This is a genomic window from Tropicimonas sp. IMCC6043, assembly GCF_004146235.1.
In the GTDB taxonomy this organism is placed as follows: Bacteria; Pseudomonadota; Alphaproteobacteria; order Rhodobacterales; family Rhodobacteraceae; genus Tropicimonas.
The window spans coordinates 38,601-56,685 of record NZ_SELO01000022.1 but is presented as its reverse complement, the minus strand read 5'-3'; the positions used below and the strand labels follow the sequence as shown (position 1 = coordinate 56,685).

Sequence of the window (18,085 nt, the reverse complement as noted above, 5' to 3'; positions counted from 1 at the left end):
AACAGCGGACCTGCGGCATGTTGCGCCGGACAGGCCGGCGGCGGATGCGCTAGTCTTGGCCGAACCGGATTTCATGGAGGATCACATGAGCGATACCGATTCCCACCCGACCCCGGAAGAGACCCCGGAACCCTTCACCGGCGACCGCGGCTGGAAGGGCCTGAAGATGGATACAGGCGAAGGCGCCTTCTTTGCTCTCGTCGTCGTGCTGCTGGTGGTGGCGGTGCTCGTCGGCCTGACCATGGGGATGGTCGGCATCGGCCTCGTCTTCGTCGCGCTCACCTTCGCCTCGCTCGCCGTTCTCGTGGTGATCTCGGTCGGACAATAGCGGCCCGCGGCTCCGGGACGGTTTGACGCTTGTATCGGGCAGGGCTTGCGCCCTAAATCCCCCCGCAGGAGGGCCCGACCATGGCACGAAGCGAGACCGACATCCTCATCGCCGGCGGCGGTATCGCCGGGATGACCGCGGCGCTGACTCTGGGTGTTGCGGGGTTCCGCGTGCTGCTGGTCTCGCCCGAGCCGCCGGTCACCGAGGCCGACGCGGCAGGGTCCGACCTGCGCTCGACCGCCTTCCTGCAACCGGCCCGACAGCTCTTCGAGGAGATCGGCCTCTGGGACGCGCTTGCCGATTCGGCGACGCCGCTCAACGTCCTGAGGGTGGTCGACACGGTGAACTGGCCGCCACAGATCCGCGACAGCCGGGAGTTCCTCGCCACCGACCTCGGCGAGCGCAGTTTCGGCTGGAACCTGATGAACTGGCGTGTCCTGCAAGGGCTTGCGCGCGTCCTGGCGCAGGAGACACGCGTCGAACTCCGCTTCGGCACGTCCTTCACCTCGATGGTGGCGCGCGACAGCGGCGCGATCGTGCGGCTGTCCGACGGCAACTCGGTCGCCGTGAAGCTGGTGATCGGAGCGGACGGCCGCGGCTCGGCAGTGCGCGAGGCGGCTGGTATCGGACTCAGAACCACGCATTACGGCCAGAAGACGCTGGCCTTCGTCGTGGGCCACCCCAAGCCACATGCCAATGTTTCCACCGAAATCTACAACCAGGGCGGCCCGTTCACCCTGGTGCCGCTGCCCGATCTTGACGGCCAGCCGGCCTCGGCGGTGGTCTGGATGAACCGCGGGCCACGGGCCGAGGAACTGGCCGTTATGGAGCGGACCGCCTTCGAGGCGCGGGCCTCCGAGCGCTCCTGCTACATGCTCGGGCCGTTGCATCTGAAGTCCGAGCGGCGGCTCTGGCCGATCATCAGCCAGCGCGCCGAGCAACTCACCGCGCCACGCGTCGCCCTGATGGCCGAGGCCGCGCATGTCATCCCGCCGATCGGTGCGCAAGGTCTCAACACGTCGATGGGCGACCTTATCCTGCTCCGGGATCTCGCGCTGGTCGCCGGCCGCGACGGGCTCGGGCAACCGAAGATGCTGGCCGAATACGACCGCCGCCGCGGCGCCGATATTCGCCGCCGGGTGCAGGCGATCGACCTCTTCAACCGCGTCACCCGCTCGCCCAACCCGCAGGTTCAGATGCTGCGGCTGGCGGGCATGAAGGCCGTGCATGACCTCTCCGGCCTGCGCCGCGCGGTCATGCGGGCCGGCATGGGGCGGTCGCCGCGATAGAGAACAAGAGCGTGCGTCCCGGATAAGCCGATGGTCTCGCGCGACTCCGGCGGACCAGCACCGGTGAGCGTCTGCACGCCCCGTGTCAGCCGGCGCGCCGCGCAGGGACCTCCGGCGATAGCCAGCTCATGACCGACCGGTTCCGGCCAAGCTCCTTCGCCTTGTAGAGCGCAGCGTCGGCCGCATTGATGGCACTGTCGACCGCGTCGCCGCGATTCGTCAGGGAACCACCGACGGAGACGCTCACCCGCAGCTCCATGTCTTCATGCGTCAGAGGGCTTGCGGCAATCACGCGGCGCAGCCGTTCCGCGGCGGCAAACCCGCTCTCCGCGCCGACGCCGCGCAGGAAGACGACGAATTCTTCGCCGCCGAAACGACAGACGATGTCCTCCGGCCGACAGTTCCGGCGCAGGATCTGGGCAACGTGGTGAATCACGCGGTCGCCCGTCACATGCCCGAAGCCGTCATTGATCGCCTTGAAATGATCGATGTCGATCATCAGCAACACGCCGTGCGCCCCAGGGGTCTCCGCCATGCGCCTGTAGAAATACTCCCGCGTGGCGACGTCGGTCAGCCTGTCCCGCTCGAGCATCCGGGTGAGTTCCACAGCGAGATCATGGTTGCGCAGGATCTGTCGTCCGTTGAAGACCGCGAAGGCTAGGCTCATCGCCGTCGCGAAGACCACGGAGCTCGGAATATCGGTCGCCCAGTCCGAGCGCGGCGCGAGAATCATAACGAACACAGCAACCGCGGAGGCCACCACGACCGCGGTGGCGATCGCATGCCGCCAGATGTCCTGCCGTCGACGGATCATGCACGCTCCGTTCGCCGCTCGCCTGGCGTGAGCCTAGGCGGGGAATAGCTAAGGGAGGGTAACCGCCGGACCGCTCACTTCCGCCAATTCGAGACGAATTTCAGGCATCAGATCGGCCCCGGCAACCGCTCCTCGCTGAGCATGACATTGGCCTCGACATTGCCGGCGCCGGGAAGCGTCATGATGCGGCGGCGGAGGACGCGTTCGAAATCCGCGAGGTCACGGGCGACGACGCGGAGGCGATAGTCGTAGAGGCCGAGCACATGTTCGATGGTCTGGACCTCCGGGATGGCCGCGGCGGCGCGCTCGAACTCGTCGAGCGACACCCGGCCCTTGGTGGCAAGCTTGACGCCAAGGAACACCGTGACACCGAAGCCGAGCGCCTCGCGGTCGAGCAGCAGCCGGCGGCCCGCGAGCACGCCCCCATCGGTCAGCCGTTTCACCCGGCGCCAGGTGGCGGGCTGCGAGAGGCCGAGCCGTCGGCCCAGTTCGCCGGTGCCGAGCGTCGCATCTTCGCACAGCGCCCGGAGCAGGTTGCGATCCGTGTCGTCGATCTCGATCACAGCGGCAGCACCTCGCCCGACTTGATCTCCGCGACATGCACCAGCGCCTCGATATCGGCGATATGCGGCAGCGTCAGGATCCGCGCGCGATAGAGGTGCTGGTAATGCGCCATGTCGCGGGCGATGACCACGAGGCGGACATCGACCACGCCAAGGAAGGTCTGGATCTCAAGTACTTCCGGGACGGTCTTCGCTTCCCGGAGGAAGATGTCGAAGGCATTCGACTGGGTCTTGTCGAGGGTGACCCGGAGCGAGACGTGAACCTCGTAGCCAAGCGCATGCCAGTCGATTACCGCTGCCTGACCGCGCAGGACGCCGCGGGCGCGCAGCCGGGCGAGGCGGCGCGAGCAGACCGCCGGCGTGGTGCGCGCAGCCTCGGCGAGGTCGGCCATGGAGCGCGCGGGATCCGGCTGGAGATGGCGTAGGATGCGCCGGTCGAGCTCGTCTAGCATGAAATTCCCCGAAAGATCTGATATGACGAATGGATCTAACTGCTAATAGCGCATTTCATACAAAATCGAAACGTCTATTCCGCGGAAAGACCTATGATCCGCCCATCAACACGGATCACAACCGAAGGACAAGAAGATGCGGGTCTATTACGATCGCGATTGCGACATCAACCTCATCAAGGACAAGAAGGTGGCCATCCTCGGCTACGGCTCCCAGGGCCACGCCCACGCGCTGAACCTGCGCGACAGCGGCGCAAAGAACGTGGCCGTTGCGCTGCGTCCGGGATCGCCCTCGGCGGCGAAGGCCGAAGGCGAAGGTCTCAAGGTGATGGAGATCGCCGAGGCAGCCGCCTGGTGCGACCTGATGATGTTCACCATGCCCGACGAGTTGCAGGCCGACACCTGGAACAAATACGTCAAGGACAACATCCGTGAGGGTGCCGCGATCGCCTTTGCCCACGGGCTCAACGTGCATTTCGGCCTGATCGAGGCGCCCGCAGGAATCGACGTCATCATGATGGCGCCAAAGGGCCCCGGCCACACCGTCCGCGGCGAATACACCAAGGGCGGCGGCGTGCCCTGCCTCGTGGCGGTCCACAACGACGCCACCGGCAAGGCACTCGAACTCGGCCTCTCCTATTGCTCGGCGATCGGCGGCGGCCGCTCGGGTATCATCGAGACCAACTTCAAGGAGGAATGCGAGACCGACCTCTTCGGCGAGCAGGCAGTGCTCTGCGGCGGCCTCGTGGAACTCATCCGCATGGGCTTCGAGACCCTGGTCGAGGCGGGCTATGCCCCTGAGATGGCCTATTTCGAGTGCCTGCACGAAGTGAAGCTGATCGTGGACCTGATCTACGAGGGCGGCATCGCCAACATGAACTACTCGATCTCGAACACGGCGGAATACGGCGAATACGTCTCCGGCCCGCGCATCCTGCCCTACGAGGAAACCAAGGCGCGGATGAAGATGGTGCTGGACGACATCCAGCAGGGCCGCTTCGTGCGCGACTGGATGGCCGAATGTGCCGTCGGACAGCCGTCCTTCAAGGCGATCCGCCGCAACAACGACGCCCACCAGATCGAGGAAGTCGGCGAGAAGCTGCGCGGCATGATGCCGTGGATCACCGCCGGCAAGATGGTCGACAAGTCGCGGAACTGATCCGCAGCCGCGGCTGACGCGTGGCAAGACCGACCGGCGGCTCCGCTGCCGGTCTGCAAGGGGCGCTTCGGCGCCCCTTCTGCATTTGTGATACCGCTTTCACCGTGAAGATTGGCCCCGCCCGCCACGGCCGGGCAAAGATGCGATGGTGGCAGATGTTCCACAATCCGGCGGTCAGGCCATCCGCGCACGTCGATTCAGCCAGAAATGGGCGAATTCCAGCTTGTCCCGGACGGTATCGGTGAGCACGAAGGGATAAAGATCGTTGAGCCCCATCGCCCGGGTCAGCTGGTTCGACGCGAGGCCGAGATCCACCGCGACATGGATCAGCGCGTCGGACTCTGTCGTGGCATAGGCATCCGCCGGCGGCGCGTAGACCGACGGCCAGCCGATCCCGACCGCCACGGCGCTGTCCACCATATCCGTCAGGTGCATCATGTGAGCCACGGTCTCGGCCCAGTCCTCATGGGGGTGGGCGCTGGCATAGGGCGTGATATGGCGCTCCCGCCAGCCGGCCGGCGGGCCCTCGGCATAGTGACGCTCGAGCGCCGCCCCGTAATCGGCCCGCTCGTCGCCGAAGAGCGCGCGGAACGCCTCGGTGAACCGGGGCGCATCGCTCAAGCGGTCGAAGAGAAAATGCGCCAGTTCGTGCCGCAGGTGGCCGAGCATCGTGCGGTATTCCTCGTCCAGCATCTCGCGGTTCCGGACCCGGATCGCGTCGTCCGCCTCGGCGACGTTGAGGGTGATCACGCCCTCGGCGTGGCCCATGGTCACTTGCGCCTGCCCGTCTCGTGTTCGCTCCGACTTGAAGTGGAAGGACGGGAGCGGGCCGGGATCGTCCGGGCCGAACCAGCCCCAGCGGGCCAGCGTCGCCAGCGCCCAGCGTTTCGCTGCCTCGCCCTCGGCCCAAAGCGCGCGATTCGGGTCGATCGAGAGATCGGGCACGACGTCGGTCATCTGGCAACTGTGGCACAGGGGCTCGTCCGGATCCCCGGCGACCCAGTTGCAACCGATGCTGTCGCGGTTCGAACAGGTGTTGGCGGCCGCCACGATCGCATCGGCCTCGGGGGTGTAGGCGATATGCGCGCCGCAATTGCCGCAGACGGAATTGCTGAAGTAGACCGTCGCCCCGCAGGACGGGCATTCGTAGAGTTTCATCCAAAAATCCTTTCCTGCCCCGGACCCGGGCGGCGTCCTCCGCCGTCTCCGGCGCGCGGAGCTGTTGGCAAGGAGCATGACAGAAGAACGCGACAGCGGCGACCGGATAGTGCCGGCCGCGCAGGTCGGCGCGGGCTTTGCTGGACTCCGAACGGCGGATGTCCTCTACTTCGCGTGACCTGCATCATTTCGAGTTCCCGCCATGTTCAACCGACTCGCCACCACGGCCGCCGCCATTCTGATCGCAACCTCGGCGCTCGCGCAGGGCAACGACAGCGCCGACCTGTCGAAGAAGCTGTCGAACCCGGTCGCGGACCTGATCTCGGTGCCGCTCCAGTTCAACTACAACCAGGGCTATCCCGGCGGCCAGGGCGAGCAATATTACCTCAATATCCAGCCGGTGATCCCGATCTCGATCGGCGAGAACTGGAACCTGATCTCGCGGACGATCCTTCCGGTCTACAACCAGAACATTTCGGATGCCTTTGGCCGCCAGATCGGGTTCGGCCCGACGACGCAGAGCTTCTTCTTCTCGCCCAAGGCGCCCGGCCCCGGCGGCCTGATCTGGGGCGCGGGCCCGGTCTTCCTGCTGCCGACGGCAACAGACGATCTGGGAACCGATCAATGGGGAGCGGGCCTTACCGGTGTCGTTCTCAAGCAGAGCAGCGGCTGGACCTATGGCGCGCTGGTGAGCCAGCTCTGGTCGGTCACCGACAACGACGAGGACGGCGAGATCAACCAGTTCTACGCGCAACCATTCCTGAGTTTCACGACGAAGAAGGCGACCTCCTTCACGATCAACACGGAATCCACCTATGACTGGGTGGCAGAAGAATGGTCGGTGCCGATCAATGTCATGGTCGGCCAGATCGTGAAGCTCGGCAAGCAGCCCGTGCAGCTCTCGCTCGGAACGCGCTACTGGGCCGACGCACCCGAGAACGGGCCGGAGGGCTGGGGCGCGCGGTTCCAGGTGACATTCCTGTTCCCGAAGTGACGCGGGCCGCGCGGGTCTCGTGACCGGCGCCGCCGCTCAGACGGCCTCTTCCACCGCGCCGACGATTTCGTCGACGACCCGCTGCATGAGCTGCGGGTCCTCGCTCTCGGCCATCACCCGGATCAGCGGCTCGGTGCCGGACTTGCGGATCAGCAGCCGGCCGTTGCCGGCGAGCTTCGCTTCGGCATCCGCGATCGCGGCCTGAACGGCCTCAGCCTCGAGCGGCGCGCTGCCCGCCTCATAGCGCACGTTCTTGAGGAGTTGCGGCACGGTCTCGAAGCTGCGCGCCAGCGCCGAGGCGGGTTTGCCGGTTTCGGCCATGGCGGCGAGGAACTGCAACGCCGCGATCAGCCCGTCGCCGGTGGTCGCGTAATCGGTCATCACGACATGCCCCGACTGCTCACCGCCGAGATTCCAGCCGCCCGCGCGCATTCGTTCGACCACGTAGCGGTCACCCACCGGCGTGCGCTCGAGCGCCAACCCCTGCCCCGAGAGGTAATGCTCGAGGCCGAGGTTGGACATCACCGTGGCCACCAGCGCGCCGCCCCGGAGCCTTCCGGAGGCGGCCCATCGCGTCGCCAGCAGCGCCATCAGCTGGTCGCCATCGGCCACCTGGCCCCGCTCGTCGAGGATCATCACCCGATCGGCGTCGCCGTCGAGGCAGATGCCGACATCCGCACCATGCGCCTTGACTGCCTCGGCCGCGGTGGCGACATGGGTCGAGCCACAGCGGTCGTTGATGTTGAGGCCGTTGGGCGCGACGCCGATCTCCACGAGGTCGGCGCCGAGTTCCCAGAGCACCGCCGGCGCGGTCCGGTAGGCCGCACCATGGGCGCAGTCGATCACCACCTTGAGCCCGTTCAGCGTCAGGTCGCTCGGAAAGCTCTGCTTGGCGCGCTCGACATAACGGAAGCGGCCGTCGTCGATACGCTGCGCGCGGCCGATATTCATCGCCTTCGCGGCGACGACGCCGCTCTCGACCAGGTTCTCGATCTCCGCCTCCGCCTCGTCGGAGAGCTTGAAGCCGTCGGGGCCGAAGAACTTGATGCCGTTGTCATGCGCCGGGTTATGGGAGGCCGAGATCATGATGCCGAGATCGGCGCGCATCGACTTGGTGAGAAATCCCACTGCCGGGGTCGGCACCGGGCCGAGCAGCAGCACGTTCATGCCGGTCGAGGTGAGCCCGGCGGTCAGCGCAGTCTCGAACATGTAGCCGGAGAGGCGGGTGTCCTTGCCGATCACCACGCGATGGGCGGCCGACTGGTCGCGGCGGAAATACCTGCCGGCGGCGGCGCCGAGCCGGAGCGCCATCTCGGCGGTCATCGGATGGGTGTTGGCGGTGCCGCGAACGCCGTCTGTGCCGAAGAGCTTCCTGCTCATGCCTCGTCCTCCTCGGGGCGCTGCCCGGTTGTTGCCGCCAAAAACAGGCGCAGCGCCTGCGCCGTCTCGGCCACGTCATGAACGCGCAGAACCTGCACGCCTTGCGCCACCGCGGCAAGCCCCGCGGCGATGGACCCCGGTGTGCGTGCGCGGGCCTCCGCCGCCCGCCCCAGCTCTCCGACCATCCGCTTGCGCGAAACGCCGAGCAGGATGGGGCAGCCGAGCCCGTGAAAGAGCGAGATGCGGGCCAGCAATGCGAGGTTGTGCGCCAGCGTCTTGCCGAAGCCGATGCCCGGGTCGACGAGGATCCGCGCACGCGGGATGCCAGCCGCCTCCGCGCGCACCACCCGCTCCTCGAGGAAATCGTAGACGTCGAGCAGCACATCGCCATAGCGCGGATCCTGCTGCATCGTCTCGGGCGTAGCGATGGAATGCATCACGCAGAGCGGCGCGCCGCGCGCTCCGACGAGGGGTGCCAGCGCAGGGTCGAAGCCGAGGCCGGAGACGTCGTTGACCATGTCGGCCCCGGCATCGAGCGCCGCCGCAGCAACTGCGGCCTTGCGGGTGTCGATCGAGACCGGCCGGGAAATGCCGGTGGCGCGCATCGCCGCGATCACCGGCGCGGTGCGGTGGATCTCCTCTTCGACGGAGACCTCCTTGGCGCCGGGCCGGGTAGATTCCCCGCCGATATCGATGAAATCCGCTTGCGCCGCCATGGCGCGGGCATGGGCGAGCGCGGCGGCAGGAGCGTCGTGCAGCCCGCCGTCGGAGAAGCTGTCGGGCGTCACGTTGAGGATGCCCATAAGCCGAGGCGCCGCCATGCCGACGCCGCAGATTGCCTCGCGCGGCGCGGTGAGGCGCGCCAGAACTGCCTCCGGCACGTCGCTTGCGTGTAGGATTTCGGGCGGCGCTCCGCGTGCGAGACGCTCGACACGGTCGAAATGGCACCAGCCTCCGGCGAGCGGCAGCGCGTCGGACGGCCGGGCCGGGTCGAAACAGGGAATAGGTCGGTAATAAGCGCTCATCGCAGCCTCCGCGGCTCTGGCGCCGATGTGCTACAGATCGAGCTCGTCGGCAAGCGCCAGCCGCTCGCCGCCGGGCAGGTCCGCGCCGAGACCAAGGAGTCGCTCGGCCCCGAGCACGCCGGCAAACCAGGCGGCGAGGCCGGCGGCATCGCGCGGCGCGACGTCCGGGCCCTCGACGGAATCGAGCACGATCTTCGAAGGCGCCCAGACGGTGATGCGGCCGGCATGGATTGCGTGGGTGATCTCGGTGCGGCTCTCCACCACGAGGCAGCGCCGGTCGCGCGCGGCGAGCACCCAGGCGTTCTGTTCGAGTGCCAGAAGGTCGATGCGCCGCTGCGGCATCGGCGCTCCGGCCACGGGAGGCGGCGCCTCCGGCAGGCCGACCGTCAGCACCACCGGCCGCTGCCGGGCCTCCAGCGCATCGAGCCAGGCGGGAAGCCGGGGATCGGCAATGGCGGCGTTCGAGAGAAAGACCACGAGCGGGCGAGCGAAGCTGTCGGCGCGAGGTTCCACCGGCGCCGCCCGGGCGCGGCTGCGCTCGATCTCGACGCCGAGGGCGAAGGGACCGCGGTCGAGCTTCTCGATGCGGACGAAGATGCGGCGGGCGCGGGGCTCCGCGAGCAGACGCTCCGCGATCCGCTCGGCCAGCGTCTCGAGCAGGCTCAGCCGCTCCTCGGCGAGCGCGGCGTCCACCGCCTCCGTGATCGTGTCATAGCTCAGGATGCGGTCGACGTCGTCGGCCACAGGGGCGCCGGCGCGGCCAACTTCCACGACGATGTTGAAACGCAGCCGCTGTGCGACGCCGCGCTCTTCCTGGAAGGCGCCGATCTCGACCGCGCGGATGTAGTCCCGGAGCGAGATCCGGTCGCGCGGCGCGTCCTCGGGCGCGGTCGCGGCGGCGCGGGACTCCGGATGGGAGAAGGCAAGGGTCAGGTCGCGGGTCATGCGCCGTTCATGACCGAAAAACCGGCCGGGCGCCACGCCCGAAACGACCGCGGGGCCGCCAGCGGCGACTCCCGGCCGGTCGGCCGGTCGGAAGGCTCATATCTGTCGGGCGATGGCAGCCGTGTCGATGATCGACCAGACATTGCGGATCCGGCCGTCGAGGAACTCGTAGAAGACGTTCTCCTCGAACCGGACCCGCCTGCCGTTGACCGGCATGTCGAAGAAGTCACCCACTGGCGTGCAGTCGAAGGCGAGGCGACTGGCGATGCGCGGCGGATCGCAGACGAGGAGCGCGATGCGGAAGCTCAGATCGGGGATCGCGCGGAAATCCGCTTCGAGCATGGCCCGGTAGCCGGCTAGCCCGACCGGGTCGCCGTTGCGACAGACATCGTCATGGACGTAGCGGCCGAGGTCGGTCCAGTCCTGGTGGTTGAGGCAGGCAATGTAGCCGCGATAAATCGCCGAAAGCTCGTCCCTGGTCATGCCCGCGCGCCCCTCTGCCTCGAATGCCCGGCAGGATAACGGGAAACTCCCGCGCCGCAACGCGGTGCGGCGCGGGTATTCAGCCCGCGAGGCACCAGCGCATGATCGCCTTCTGGACATGCAGCCGGTTCTCGGCCTCGTCGAAGATCACCGATTGCGGCCCGTCCATCACCGCGCTGGTGGCTTCCTCGCCGCGATGCGCCGGCAGGCAATGCATGAAGAGCGCCTCCGGACCGGCCGCCTTCATCAGTTCCTCGTTGACCTGGTAGGGGCGCAGCAGGTTGTGCCGGCGCTCCTGGGCGGACTGGCTGTCATGCATCGAGAGCCAGGTGTCCGTGACGACGAGGTCGGCGCCCTCGACGGCCTTGAACGGGTCGCGCTCGATGGTGATCTGCGCCCCCTTTCTGCGTGCCTCGCCGACGAAGACATCCTCCGGGTCGAGCACCTGAGGGCCGGTGAAGGTCAGGTCGAAGCCGAACTGGCCGGCGGCGTGGAGGAAGGAGGCGCAGACATTGTTGCCATCGCCCGACCAGACCACCTTCTTGCCGGCAATCGGGCCGCGATGCTCCTCGAAGGTGAGGATGTCGGCCATGATCTGGCAGGGATGGGAGCGGTCGGTCAGCCCGTTGATCACCGGCACGTCGGCGAATTCGGCGAGTTCCAGCAGAACCGCCTCCTCGAACGTGCGGATCATGATCAGATCGACATAGCGGGAAAGCACGCGGGCGGTATCGGCGATGGTTTCGCCATGGCCGAGCTGCATCTCCTTGCCCGAGAGCACCATGGTCTGCCCGCCCATCTGGCGCACGCCGACATCGAAGGAGACGCGAGTCCGGGTCGACGGCTTCTCGAAGATCAGCGCCACCATGCGGCCCTCGAGCGCGAGGTCGTCGTCGGGCATGCCCTTGGGGCGGCCGGCGCGGGCCTGTTTCCGGGCAAGCGCGCTGTCGATGATGCTCCGGAGATCAGCCGGGTCGGTGGTGTTGATGTCGAGAAAATGTTTCATGGCGTCAGTCTTTCGGCGGTGGCGGGACCGGGGGGCGTCTGCCCCCCGGGAGCCCCCGAGGATAGTTTCAAGCGGAAGAAGGCATCAGGCGGCGGCGGCCGCGGCGGCGCGGTGCGCGATGCGGTCGAGCCGGGCCAGCGCCTCGGATATCTCCTCCTCGGAGATGTTGAGCGCGGGCAGAAGGCGGATGACGTTCTCGGCGGCAGGAACCGTGAGGACCTCTTCGGCGTAGCCCGCGGCGACGACATCCGTGTTGGGAAGCCGGCAGCGGAGGCCGAGCATCAGCCCCTCGCCGCGCACCTCCTCGAACACCTCCGGATGCGAGGCGACGAGCCCCTCAAGACCCTGGCGGAACTGGCCGGCGCGACGGGCGACGTCATCGAGGAAGGCTGGCTCGGCGACGATGTCGAGGACGGCGAGCGCCACGGCACAGCCGAGCGGGTTGCCGCCATAGGTCGAGCCATGCGAGCCGGCGGTCATGCCGGAGGCGGCCGCCTCCGTCGCCAGCACAGCGCCGATCGGGAAGCCCCCGCCGATGCCCTTCGCCACCATCATGATGTCCGGCTCGATACCGGCCCATTCATGAGCGAAGAGCTTGCCCGTGCGGCCCATGCCGCACTGCACCTCGTCGAGGATGAGGAGCGCGCCGGTCGTGTCACAAAGATCGCGGATGCCCTTCAGGCAGGTGTCGGGGAGCGTGCGGATGCCGCCCTCGCCCTGGATCGGCTCGATCAGCACGGCGCCGACCTCGGGGTCCTTCATCGTCTCGGCGAAGGCGTCGTGATCGCCGAAGGGCAGATTGACGAAGCCCGGAAGCAGCGGCGCGAAGCCGTCGGTCATCTTGGCCGAGCCGGCCGCCGCGATGGCTGCCGAGGAGCGGCCGTGGAAGGCACCCTCGAAGGTAAGGATCTTGACCCGCTCCGGCGCTCCCTTCGCGTGCCAGTATTTCCGCGCCATCTTGATCGCGAGTTCGGCCGCCTCGGTGCCGGAATTGGTGAAGAAACATGTGTCGGCGAAGGTGAGATCCACCAGCCTGTCCGCCAGCGCCTGCTGCTTGTCGATCTGATACAGGTTCGAGACGTGCCAGAGCGCAGAGGCCTGCTCGGTCAACGCCTTGACCAGCGCCGGATGGGCATGGCCGAGCGCGTTGACGGCGATCCCGGCGCCGAGGTCGAGAAAGCGTCGGCCATCGGCCTCCTCGATCCAGCAGCCGGTGCCCCTTACGAAGTGAAGCGGCGCACGGTTATAGGTCGGCAGGATGGAGGGAACCATTTGAATATCCTCACGTCGAGAGTGTGAATGAGTGCCCGAGGGCTATGGGAGTGTCAATGTGGGAAGGCTCGGTGCGCAGAAAGGGCCGCGGCCCGCGAAGAGCGGGGCGGATCAGGCGCGGCGTCGGACGCCGCGCGCGCGGGGAGATGCGCAAGACGAAGCCATGAGCGGCCTCATAGCCGGCTTCCGGCGACGGCGCCAGCGCTTTTTGCCGGTCTGGTCGACCCGCCCGGTTTGCGTACCAGGCCGGTGCCTGGAGCCGAGGGCCGGGACGCCCGCGCTCAGGGCTTGAGCCGCGTGCCGGAGCGCATCATCCGCCAGCAGAGCAGGAGGATCGCCGCGGAGGCGGTGGTGAGGATCGCGAGACCGAGGAGCGGAGAGGAATCGGAGACGCCGAGGATCGAATAGCGGACCCCGTCGATCAGGTAGAACATGGGGTTGAGGTGCAGCAGTGCCTGCATCGGGCCGGGCACGGCGTCGACCGAATAGAAGGTGCCGGACAGGAAGGCGAGCGGCGTGATGATGAAATTGGTGATCGCGGCCATCTGGTCGAATTTCTGCGCATAGATCCCGGCCATAAGCCCGAGGCCGGCCATCACCGAGGCGCCGAGCGCGATATAGAGCAGCGCCAGGAGCGGCGAGGCGAGCGTGATACCGATCACCGGCATCATCACGAGCCCAATCGGGAGAGCGACGAACAGCCCGCGGGCAATGCCGCCGGCGATGTAGCCCGCGACAAGTTCGCCCGGCGAGAGCGGCGGCATCAGCGTATCGACGATATTGCCCTGCACCTTGGAGACGAGGATCGAGGAAGAGGTATTGGCGAAGGCGTTCTGCACCACGGTCATGGTGAGGATGCCGGGCGCGATGAAATGCACATAGGCAAAGCCCATCACATCGCCGCGGCTCGGGCCGATGGCGATGGCGAAGATGGCCAGGAAGAGGCCGGCGGTGACCAGTGGCGCCATCACGGTCTGCATCCAGACGGTGAGGAAGCGGCGGATCTCGCGGCCCGCCAGCGTTTGCAGGCCCAGCCAGTTGACGCGGCCGAAACGGCGCTCGCCCATGCTTGTGATCTCGCTCATCGCTCTCTCCCGCCTGTCGCCGCCGGTCCTCATCCGGGGCTGCTTGTAACCCCCATCCGGGCGACATAGAATAGGCGAAACCCGAAAATGAGCGCGGCGCCAGGGAGGCATACCCGGGGCCGGCTTTGTCTGTTGGAGACTGGCACATGTCCTGGACCGAAGAGCGCGTCGAGACCCTGAAGCGGATGTGGGGCGAGGGCCAGAGCGCCAGCCAGATCGCAAAGGAGCTCGGCGGCGTCACCCGCAACGCGGTGATCGGAAAGGTGCACCGGCTCGGGCTGTCGAACCGCAACGGCAGCAGCGGCGGCAACGAGAAACCCAAGTCGGACACTCCGGCCGAGAAACCCGCCGCCAAGGCGGAGACGACCAAGGCCCGTCAGGGCAAGGAAGAGGCCACGGCCACTGAGGCCGCGCCCGGACCGGCGACGGCCGCGGAACCCGAGACAGAAGCCGAAGCATCGCCCGCCCCGGCGCGTCGCCAGATCGTGCCAGCCGGCCAGCCGCTCCCGCCCCAGCCTTCTGCCAACGAGATCAGCCCCGAGGCGCTGGCCTCGGTGCGCGAGGTCGAGAAGAAGGCGCGAAAGCTCACGCTGATGGAATTGACCGAGCGAACCTGCAAATGGCCGATCGGCGACCCGGCGACGGAAGATTTCTGGTTCTGCGGCCTGCCGATCCAGCAGGGCAAGCCCTATTGCGACGCACATGTCGGCGTGGCCTTCCAGCCGATGTCATCGCGACGTGACCGCCGGCGCTGAGCCGGCGCCGGACGACGACCATACCGACGGGATCTGTGCGGTACCGCAGAGGGCTGTGCATTGGATGGGCACCGCATTTGCGGTAGAGCATCCTCGTGCGGACGGGGAGGCGGGCGATGTCAGCCATCATTTCGATCAGGGATCTCGCCAAGACCTATGGCGACGGGTTCACGGCGCTCAAGGGCGTGAGTCTCGATATCGAGGAGGGCGAGATACTCGCGTTGCTGGGGCCGAACGGCGCCGGCAAGACGACGCTCATCTCGATCATCTGCGGTCTCGTCACGCCGAGCGCGGGCAGCGTCACGGTGGGCGGGCATGACATCCTGACCGGGTATCGCGCCGCGCGGGCGATGATCGGGCTGGTGCCGCAGGAGATCACCATCGAGCCCTTCGAGCAGGTCATCAACACGGTCCGCTTCTCGCGCGGCCTGTTCGGCAAGGGATCGGACGAGGCGCATATCGAGCGGGTGCTCCGCGCGCTCTCGCTCTGGGACAAGCGCAAGAGCAAGAACCAGGCGCTGTCGGGCGGCATGAAGCGGCGGGTCCTGATCGCCAAGGCGCTCAGCCACGAGCCGCGGGTGCTGTTCCTCGACGAGCCGACCGCCGGCGTCGACGTGACGCTGCGCCGCGAGATGTGGGAACTCGTCCGGCAGCTTCGTTCAGAGGGCGTGACCATCATCCTGACCACCCACTATATCGAGGAGGCCGAGGAAATGGCCGACCGGATCGGGGTGATCGACCATGGGCGGCTGCTTCTGGTCGAGGAGAAGGCGCGGCTGCTGCACCAGCTCGGCCGAAAGGAACTGCTGCTCGAACTGACCGAACCGCTGCCCGAACTGCCGTCGAGCCTCGCCGAGTTCGCCCTCCAACGCTCGGAGGACGGCCTGCACCTGACCTACGAATTCGACGCTCATGCCGAGCGAACCGGCATGACACGCCTGCTCGGCGCCGTCGCCGAAGCCGGGTTGCAACTCAAGGACCTGACCACGCGGCAGAGTTCGCTCGAGGATGTCTTTCTCAAACTGGTGGCCGACGGGAGGGACGAGACATGAACTGGCAGGCGATCCTCTCCATCTACCGCTTCGAGATGAACCGCACTTTCCGCACGCTGGCGCAGTCGGTGGTCTCGCCGGTGCTCTCCACGTCGCTCTATTTCGTCGTCTTCGGCACCGCCATCGGCGCGCGCATCGACACGGTCGACAACATTCCCTACGGCGCCTTCATCGTGCCGGGCCTCGTGATGCTGACGCTCCTGCAGCAGTCGATCACCAACGCCTCCTTCGGCATCTATTTTCCGAAATTCATCGGCACGATCTATGAGTTGCTCTCGGCACCGATCTCCTTCATCGAAGTCGTCATCGGCTATGTCGGCGCGGCGGCAACCAAGGCGCTGATGATTGCCGTGATCATCCTCGCAACCTCGACGCTCTTCGTCGATCTCACCATCGCGCACCCGGTCTGGATGGTCGCCTTCCTCGTCCTGACTGCCGTCAGTTTCGCTCTGCTGGGCTTCATCATCGGCATCTGGGCGGGAAATTTCGAGCAGCTCCAGCTGATCCCGCTCCTCGTCGTCACGCCGCTCGTCTTCCTCGGCGGCGCTTTCTATTCCATCACAATGCTGCCGCCCGCCTGGCAGGCCGTTAGCCTGTTCAACCCGGTGGTCTATCTCATCTCGGGCTTTCGCTGGTCCTTTTTCGGAATGGCGGACGTGCCCGTCGGCATCTCGCTGGCCGCCATTGCGCTGTTCCTGACGGCCTGCCTGGCTGCGATCTGGTGGATCTTTCGGACAGGGTGGCGGATCAAGCCGTGAGCGGATGGTCCGGACGCAGGCGGCTGTCAGGCGGCTGAGGTGTCGGGACCGAGCGCATATGTCACGGAACCAAGCCGAAGGCGCCGTGACCAAGTGCTCCTTCCTCCATATCGCAGCCCCCTTCCCCATCTCGCCCGCGCCCTCTATATCGCGCGACATGTCCAGCAACCCGCCCGATCTCCGCCCCGACCTCGCCCGCGCCCAGGTGGCCGGTACCACCACGCGTCCGGGACAGCCGACCATCGGCATGGTCTCGCTCGGCTGCCCCAAGGCGCTGGTCGACAGCGAGCGCATCCTCACCCGGCTCCGGGCCGAGGGCTACGCGATCTCGCCGGACTACGCGGGCGCCGACGCGGTGATCGTCAATACCTGCGGCTTCCTAGACTCTGCCAAGGCCGAGAGCCTTGAGGCCATCGGCGAGGCGCTGAAGGAGAATGGCCGTGTGCTGGTCACCGGCTGCCTCGGCGCCGAGCCGGACTACATCACCGGCGCGCACCCGAAGGTGCTCGCCGTCACCGGCCCGCATCAATACGAACAGGTGCTCGACGCGGTCCATGCCGCCGTTCCGCCGGACCCAAATCCTTTCATCGACCTGATGCCGGCCTCGGGCGTGAAGCTCACGCCGCGTCATTACAGCTATCTCAAGATCTCCGAGGGCTGTAACCACAAATGCCGCTTCTGCATCATCCCCGACATGCGCGGCCGCCTCGCCAGTCGGCCCGCCCACGCGGTGCTGCGCGAGGCGGAGAAGCTGGTGGACTCGGGCGTGAAAGAGCTACTGGTCATCAGCCAGGACAGTTCGGCCTATGGCGTCGACCGCAAGCATGACACGCATCCCTGGAAAGACCGCGAAGTCCGCAGCCACATTACCGATCTGGCCCGCGAACTCGGGCAGTTCGGCGCCTGGGTCCGGCTGCACTACATCTATCCCTACCCGCATGTCCGCGAACTGATTCCGCTGATGGCCGAGGGGCTGGTCCTGCCCTATCTCGACATCCCCTACCAGCATTCCCATCCCGACACGCTCCGCCGCATGGCGCGCCCGGCCGCCGCGGCGAAGACGCTTGACGAGATCGCCGCCTGGCGCGCGATCTGCCCGGACCTCACCCTTCGTTCAACCTTCATCGTCGGCTATCCGGGCGAGACGGAGGCGGAGTTCGAACACCTGCTCGACTGGCTTGAGGAGGCAAAGCTCGACCGGGTCGGATGTTTCCAATACGAAAACGTCGCCGGCGCCCGCTCGAACACCCTGCCCGGCCACATCCCCGCCGAACTCAAGCAGGAGCGGTGGGAGCGCTTTATGGAAAAGGCGCAGGCGATCTCGGAGGCCAAGCTCGCGGCCAAGGTCGGGCAGAGGATGGAGGTGATCGTCGACCTCGTCGAGGAGGACGCAGCCACCTGCCGCACCAAGGCAGACGCGCCGGAGATCGACGGAAATCTTTTCATCGACGACGGGCACGAGGCGCTGACGCCGGGCCAGATCGTCACCGTCGAAGTAGACGAGGCGAGCGAATACGACCTCTGGGGCCGGCTGGTCTGACGCTGAAGCCTTCGCCTGCGGCGCGGC

General features: G+C 67.0%; 19 protein-coding genes. 8 read left to right on the top strand and 11 right to left on the bottom strand.

Annotation, left to right across the window (positions count from 1 at the left end):
- Nucleotides 1-85 precede the first annotated feature (85 nt).
- A complete protein-coding gene (locus EU800_RS17725; protein ID WP_129634362.1) occupies nucleotides 86-328 on the top strand; it encodes a hypothetical protein in 243 nt (80 codons plus the stop codon).
- 80 nt (nucleotides 329-408) lie between these two features.
- Nucleotides 409-1,617: an FAD-dependent monooxygenase gene (locus tag EU800_RS17720; RefSeq protein WP_129634361.1), complete on the top strand. Its 1,209-nt coding sequence runs from the start codon at nucleotides 409-411 to the stop codon at nucleotides 1,615-1,617.
- A gap of 85 nt (nucleotides 1,618-1,702) precedes the next feature.
- Here EU800_RS17720 and EU800_RS17715 read toward each other — a convergent pair whose 3' ends face one another.
- From EU800_RS17715 to EU800_RS17705, 3 genes are all read right to left on the bottom strand, one after another.
- Nucleotides 1,703-2,431: a GGDEF domain-containing protein gene (locus tag EU800_RS17715; RefSeq protein ID WP_129634360.1), complete on the bottom strand. Its 729-nt coding sequence runs from the start codon at nucleotides 2,429-2,431 to the stop codon at nucleotides 1,703-1,705.
- A gap of 107 nt (nucleotides 2,432-2,538) precedes the next feature.
- Nucleotides 2,539-2,994, bottom strand: coding sequence for an Lrp/AsnC family transcriptional regulator (locus tag EU800_RS17710; RefSeq protein WP_129634359.1), 456 nt, complete (start codon nucleotides 2,992-2,994; stop codon nucleotides 2,539-2,541).
- A complete protein-coding gene (locus EU800_RS17705) occupies nucleotides 2,991-3,446 on the bottom strand; it encodes an Lrp/AsnC family transcriptional regulator (protein WP_129634358.1) in 456 nt (151 codons plus the stop codon). Before EU800_RS17705 ends, EU800_RS17710 begins: the two co-directional genes overlap by 4 nt.
- A 136-nt stretch (nucleotides 3,447-3,582) precedes the next feature.
- Between EU800_RS17705 and ilvC the strand changes: the two genes are divergently transcribed.
- A complete protein-coding gene (ilvC, locus tag EU800_RS17700; RefSeq protein WP_129634357.1) occupies nucleotides 3,583-4,605 on the top strand; it encodes a ketol-acid reductoisomerase in 1,023 nt (340 codons plus the stop codon).
- Nucleotides 4,606-4,779: 174 nt separating this feature from the next.
- Here the strand turns inward: ilvC and EU800_RS17695 are convergent, their stop codons facing one another.
- Nucleotides 4,780-5,763, bottom strand: coding sequence for a putative zinc-binding metallopeptidase (locus EU800_RS17695; protein ID WP_129634356.1), 984 nt, complete (start codon nucleotides 5,761-5,763; stop codon nucleotides 4,780-4,782).
- 202 nt (nucleotides 5,764-5,965) lie between these two features.
- On the opposite strand from EU800_RS17695, the gene EU800_RS17690 reads away from it, so the two are divergent.
- Entirely contained in the window at nucleotides 5,966-6,757 is a 792-nt protein-coding gene (locus EU800_RS17690; RefSeq protein WP_129634355.1) for a transporter, read from the top strand.
- A 36-nt stretch (nucleotides 6,758-6,793) separates the two neighbouring features.
- On the opposite strand, the gene glmM is transcribed toward EU800_RS17690, so the two are convergent.
- The 7 genes from glmM to EU800_RS17655 form a co-directional block, all read right to left on the bottom strand.
- Nucleotides 6,794-8,137, bottom strand: a complete 1,344-nt coding sequence (glmM, locus tag EU800_RS17685; protein ID WP_129634354.1) for a phosphoglucosamine mutase — start codon at nucleotides 8,135-8,137, stop codon at nucleotides 6,794-6,796.
- A complete protein-coding gene (folP, locus tag EU800_RS17680) occupies nucleotides 8,134-9,162 on the bottom strand; it encodes a dihydropteroate synthase (RefSeq protein ID WP_129634353.1) in 1,029 nt (342 codons plus the stop codon). Before folP ends, glmM begins: the two co-directional genes overlap by 4 nt.
- A gap of 30 nt (nucleotides 9,163-9,192) precedes the next feature.
- Nucleotides 9,193-10,107 carry a dihydroneopterin aldolase gene (locus EU800_RS17675; protein ID WP_129634352.1) on the bottom strand — a complete coding sequence of 305 codons (915 nt, stop codon included), beginning with the start codon at nucleotides 10,105-10,107 and terminating at the stop codon, nucleotides 9,193-9,195.
- 96 nt (nucleotides 10,108-10,203) lie between these two features.
- Nucleotides 10,204-10,590, bottom strand: a complete 387-nt coding sequence (locus tag EU800_RS17670) for an ester cyclase (RefSeq protein WP_129634351.1) — start codon at nucleotides 10,588-10,590, stop codon at nucleotides 10,204-10,206.
- A gap of 79 nt (nucleotides 10,591-10,669) precedes the next feature.
- Nucleotides 10,670-11,596, bottom strand: coding sequence for an ornithine carbamoyltransferase (gene argF / locus EU800_RS17665; protein WP_129634350.1), 927 nt, complete (start codon nucleotides 11,594-11,596; stop codon nucleotides 10,670-10,672).
- A gap of 84 nt (nucleotides 11,597-11,680) precedes the next feature.
- On the bottom strand, nucleotides 11,681-12,868 hold the full coding sequence (locus EU800_RS17660; RefSeq protein ID WP_129634349.1) for an aspartate aminotransferase family protein: 1,188 nt from the start codon (nucleotides 12,866-12,868) through the stop codon (nucleotides 11,681-11,683).
- 281 nt (nucleotides 12,869-13,149) lie between these two features.
- Nucleotides 13,150-13,953 carry an ABC transporter permease gene (locus tag EU800_RS17655; RefSeq protein WP_242500618.1) on the bottom strand — a complete coding sequence of 268 codons (804 nt, stop codon included), beginning with the start codon at nucleotides 13,951-13,953 and terminating at the stop codon, nucleotides 13,150-13,152.
- Nucleotides 13,954-14,099: 146 nt separating this feature from the next.
- On the opposite strand from EU800_RS17655, the gene EU800_RS17650 reads away from it, so the two are divergent.
- The 4 genes from EU800_RS17650 (at nucleotide 14,100) to rimO (ending at nucleotide 18,058) form a co-directional block, all read left to right on the top strand.
- Nucleotides 14,100-14,708, top strand: a complete 609-nt coding sequence (locus EU800_RS17650) for a GcrA family cell cycle regulator (RefSeq protein ID WP_129634348.1) — start codon at nucleotides 14,100-14,102, stop codon at nucleotides 14,706-14,708.
- A 116-nt stretch (nucleotides 14,709-14,824) separates the two neighbouring features.
- Nucleotides 14,825-15,760: an ABC transporter ATP-binding protein gene (locus EU800_RS17645; protein WP_129634347.1), complete on the top strand. Its 936-nt coding sequence runs from the start codon at nucleotides 14,825-14,827 to the stop codon at nucleotides 15,758-15,760.
- A complete protein-coding gene (locus tag EU800_RS17640) occupies nucleotides 15,757-16,518 on the top strand; it encodes an ABC transporter permease (protein WP_129634346.1) in 762 nt (253 codons plus the stop codon). The genes EU800_RS17645 and EU800_RS17640 overlap by 4 nt, the downstream gene beginning before the upstream one ends.
- 157 nt (nucleotides 16,519-16,675) lie before the next feature.
- Complete coding sequence (gene rimO / locus EU800_RS17635) at nucleotides 16,676-18,058, top strand: 30S ribosomal protein S12 methylthiotransferase RimO (protein WP_129634382.1); 1,383 nt, start codon at nucleotides 16,676-16,678, stop codon at nucleotides 18,056-18,058.
- The last annotated feature ends 27 nt before the right edge of the window (nucleotides 18,059-18,085 follow it).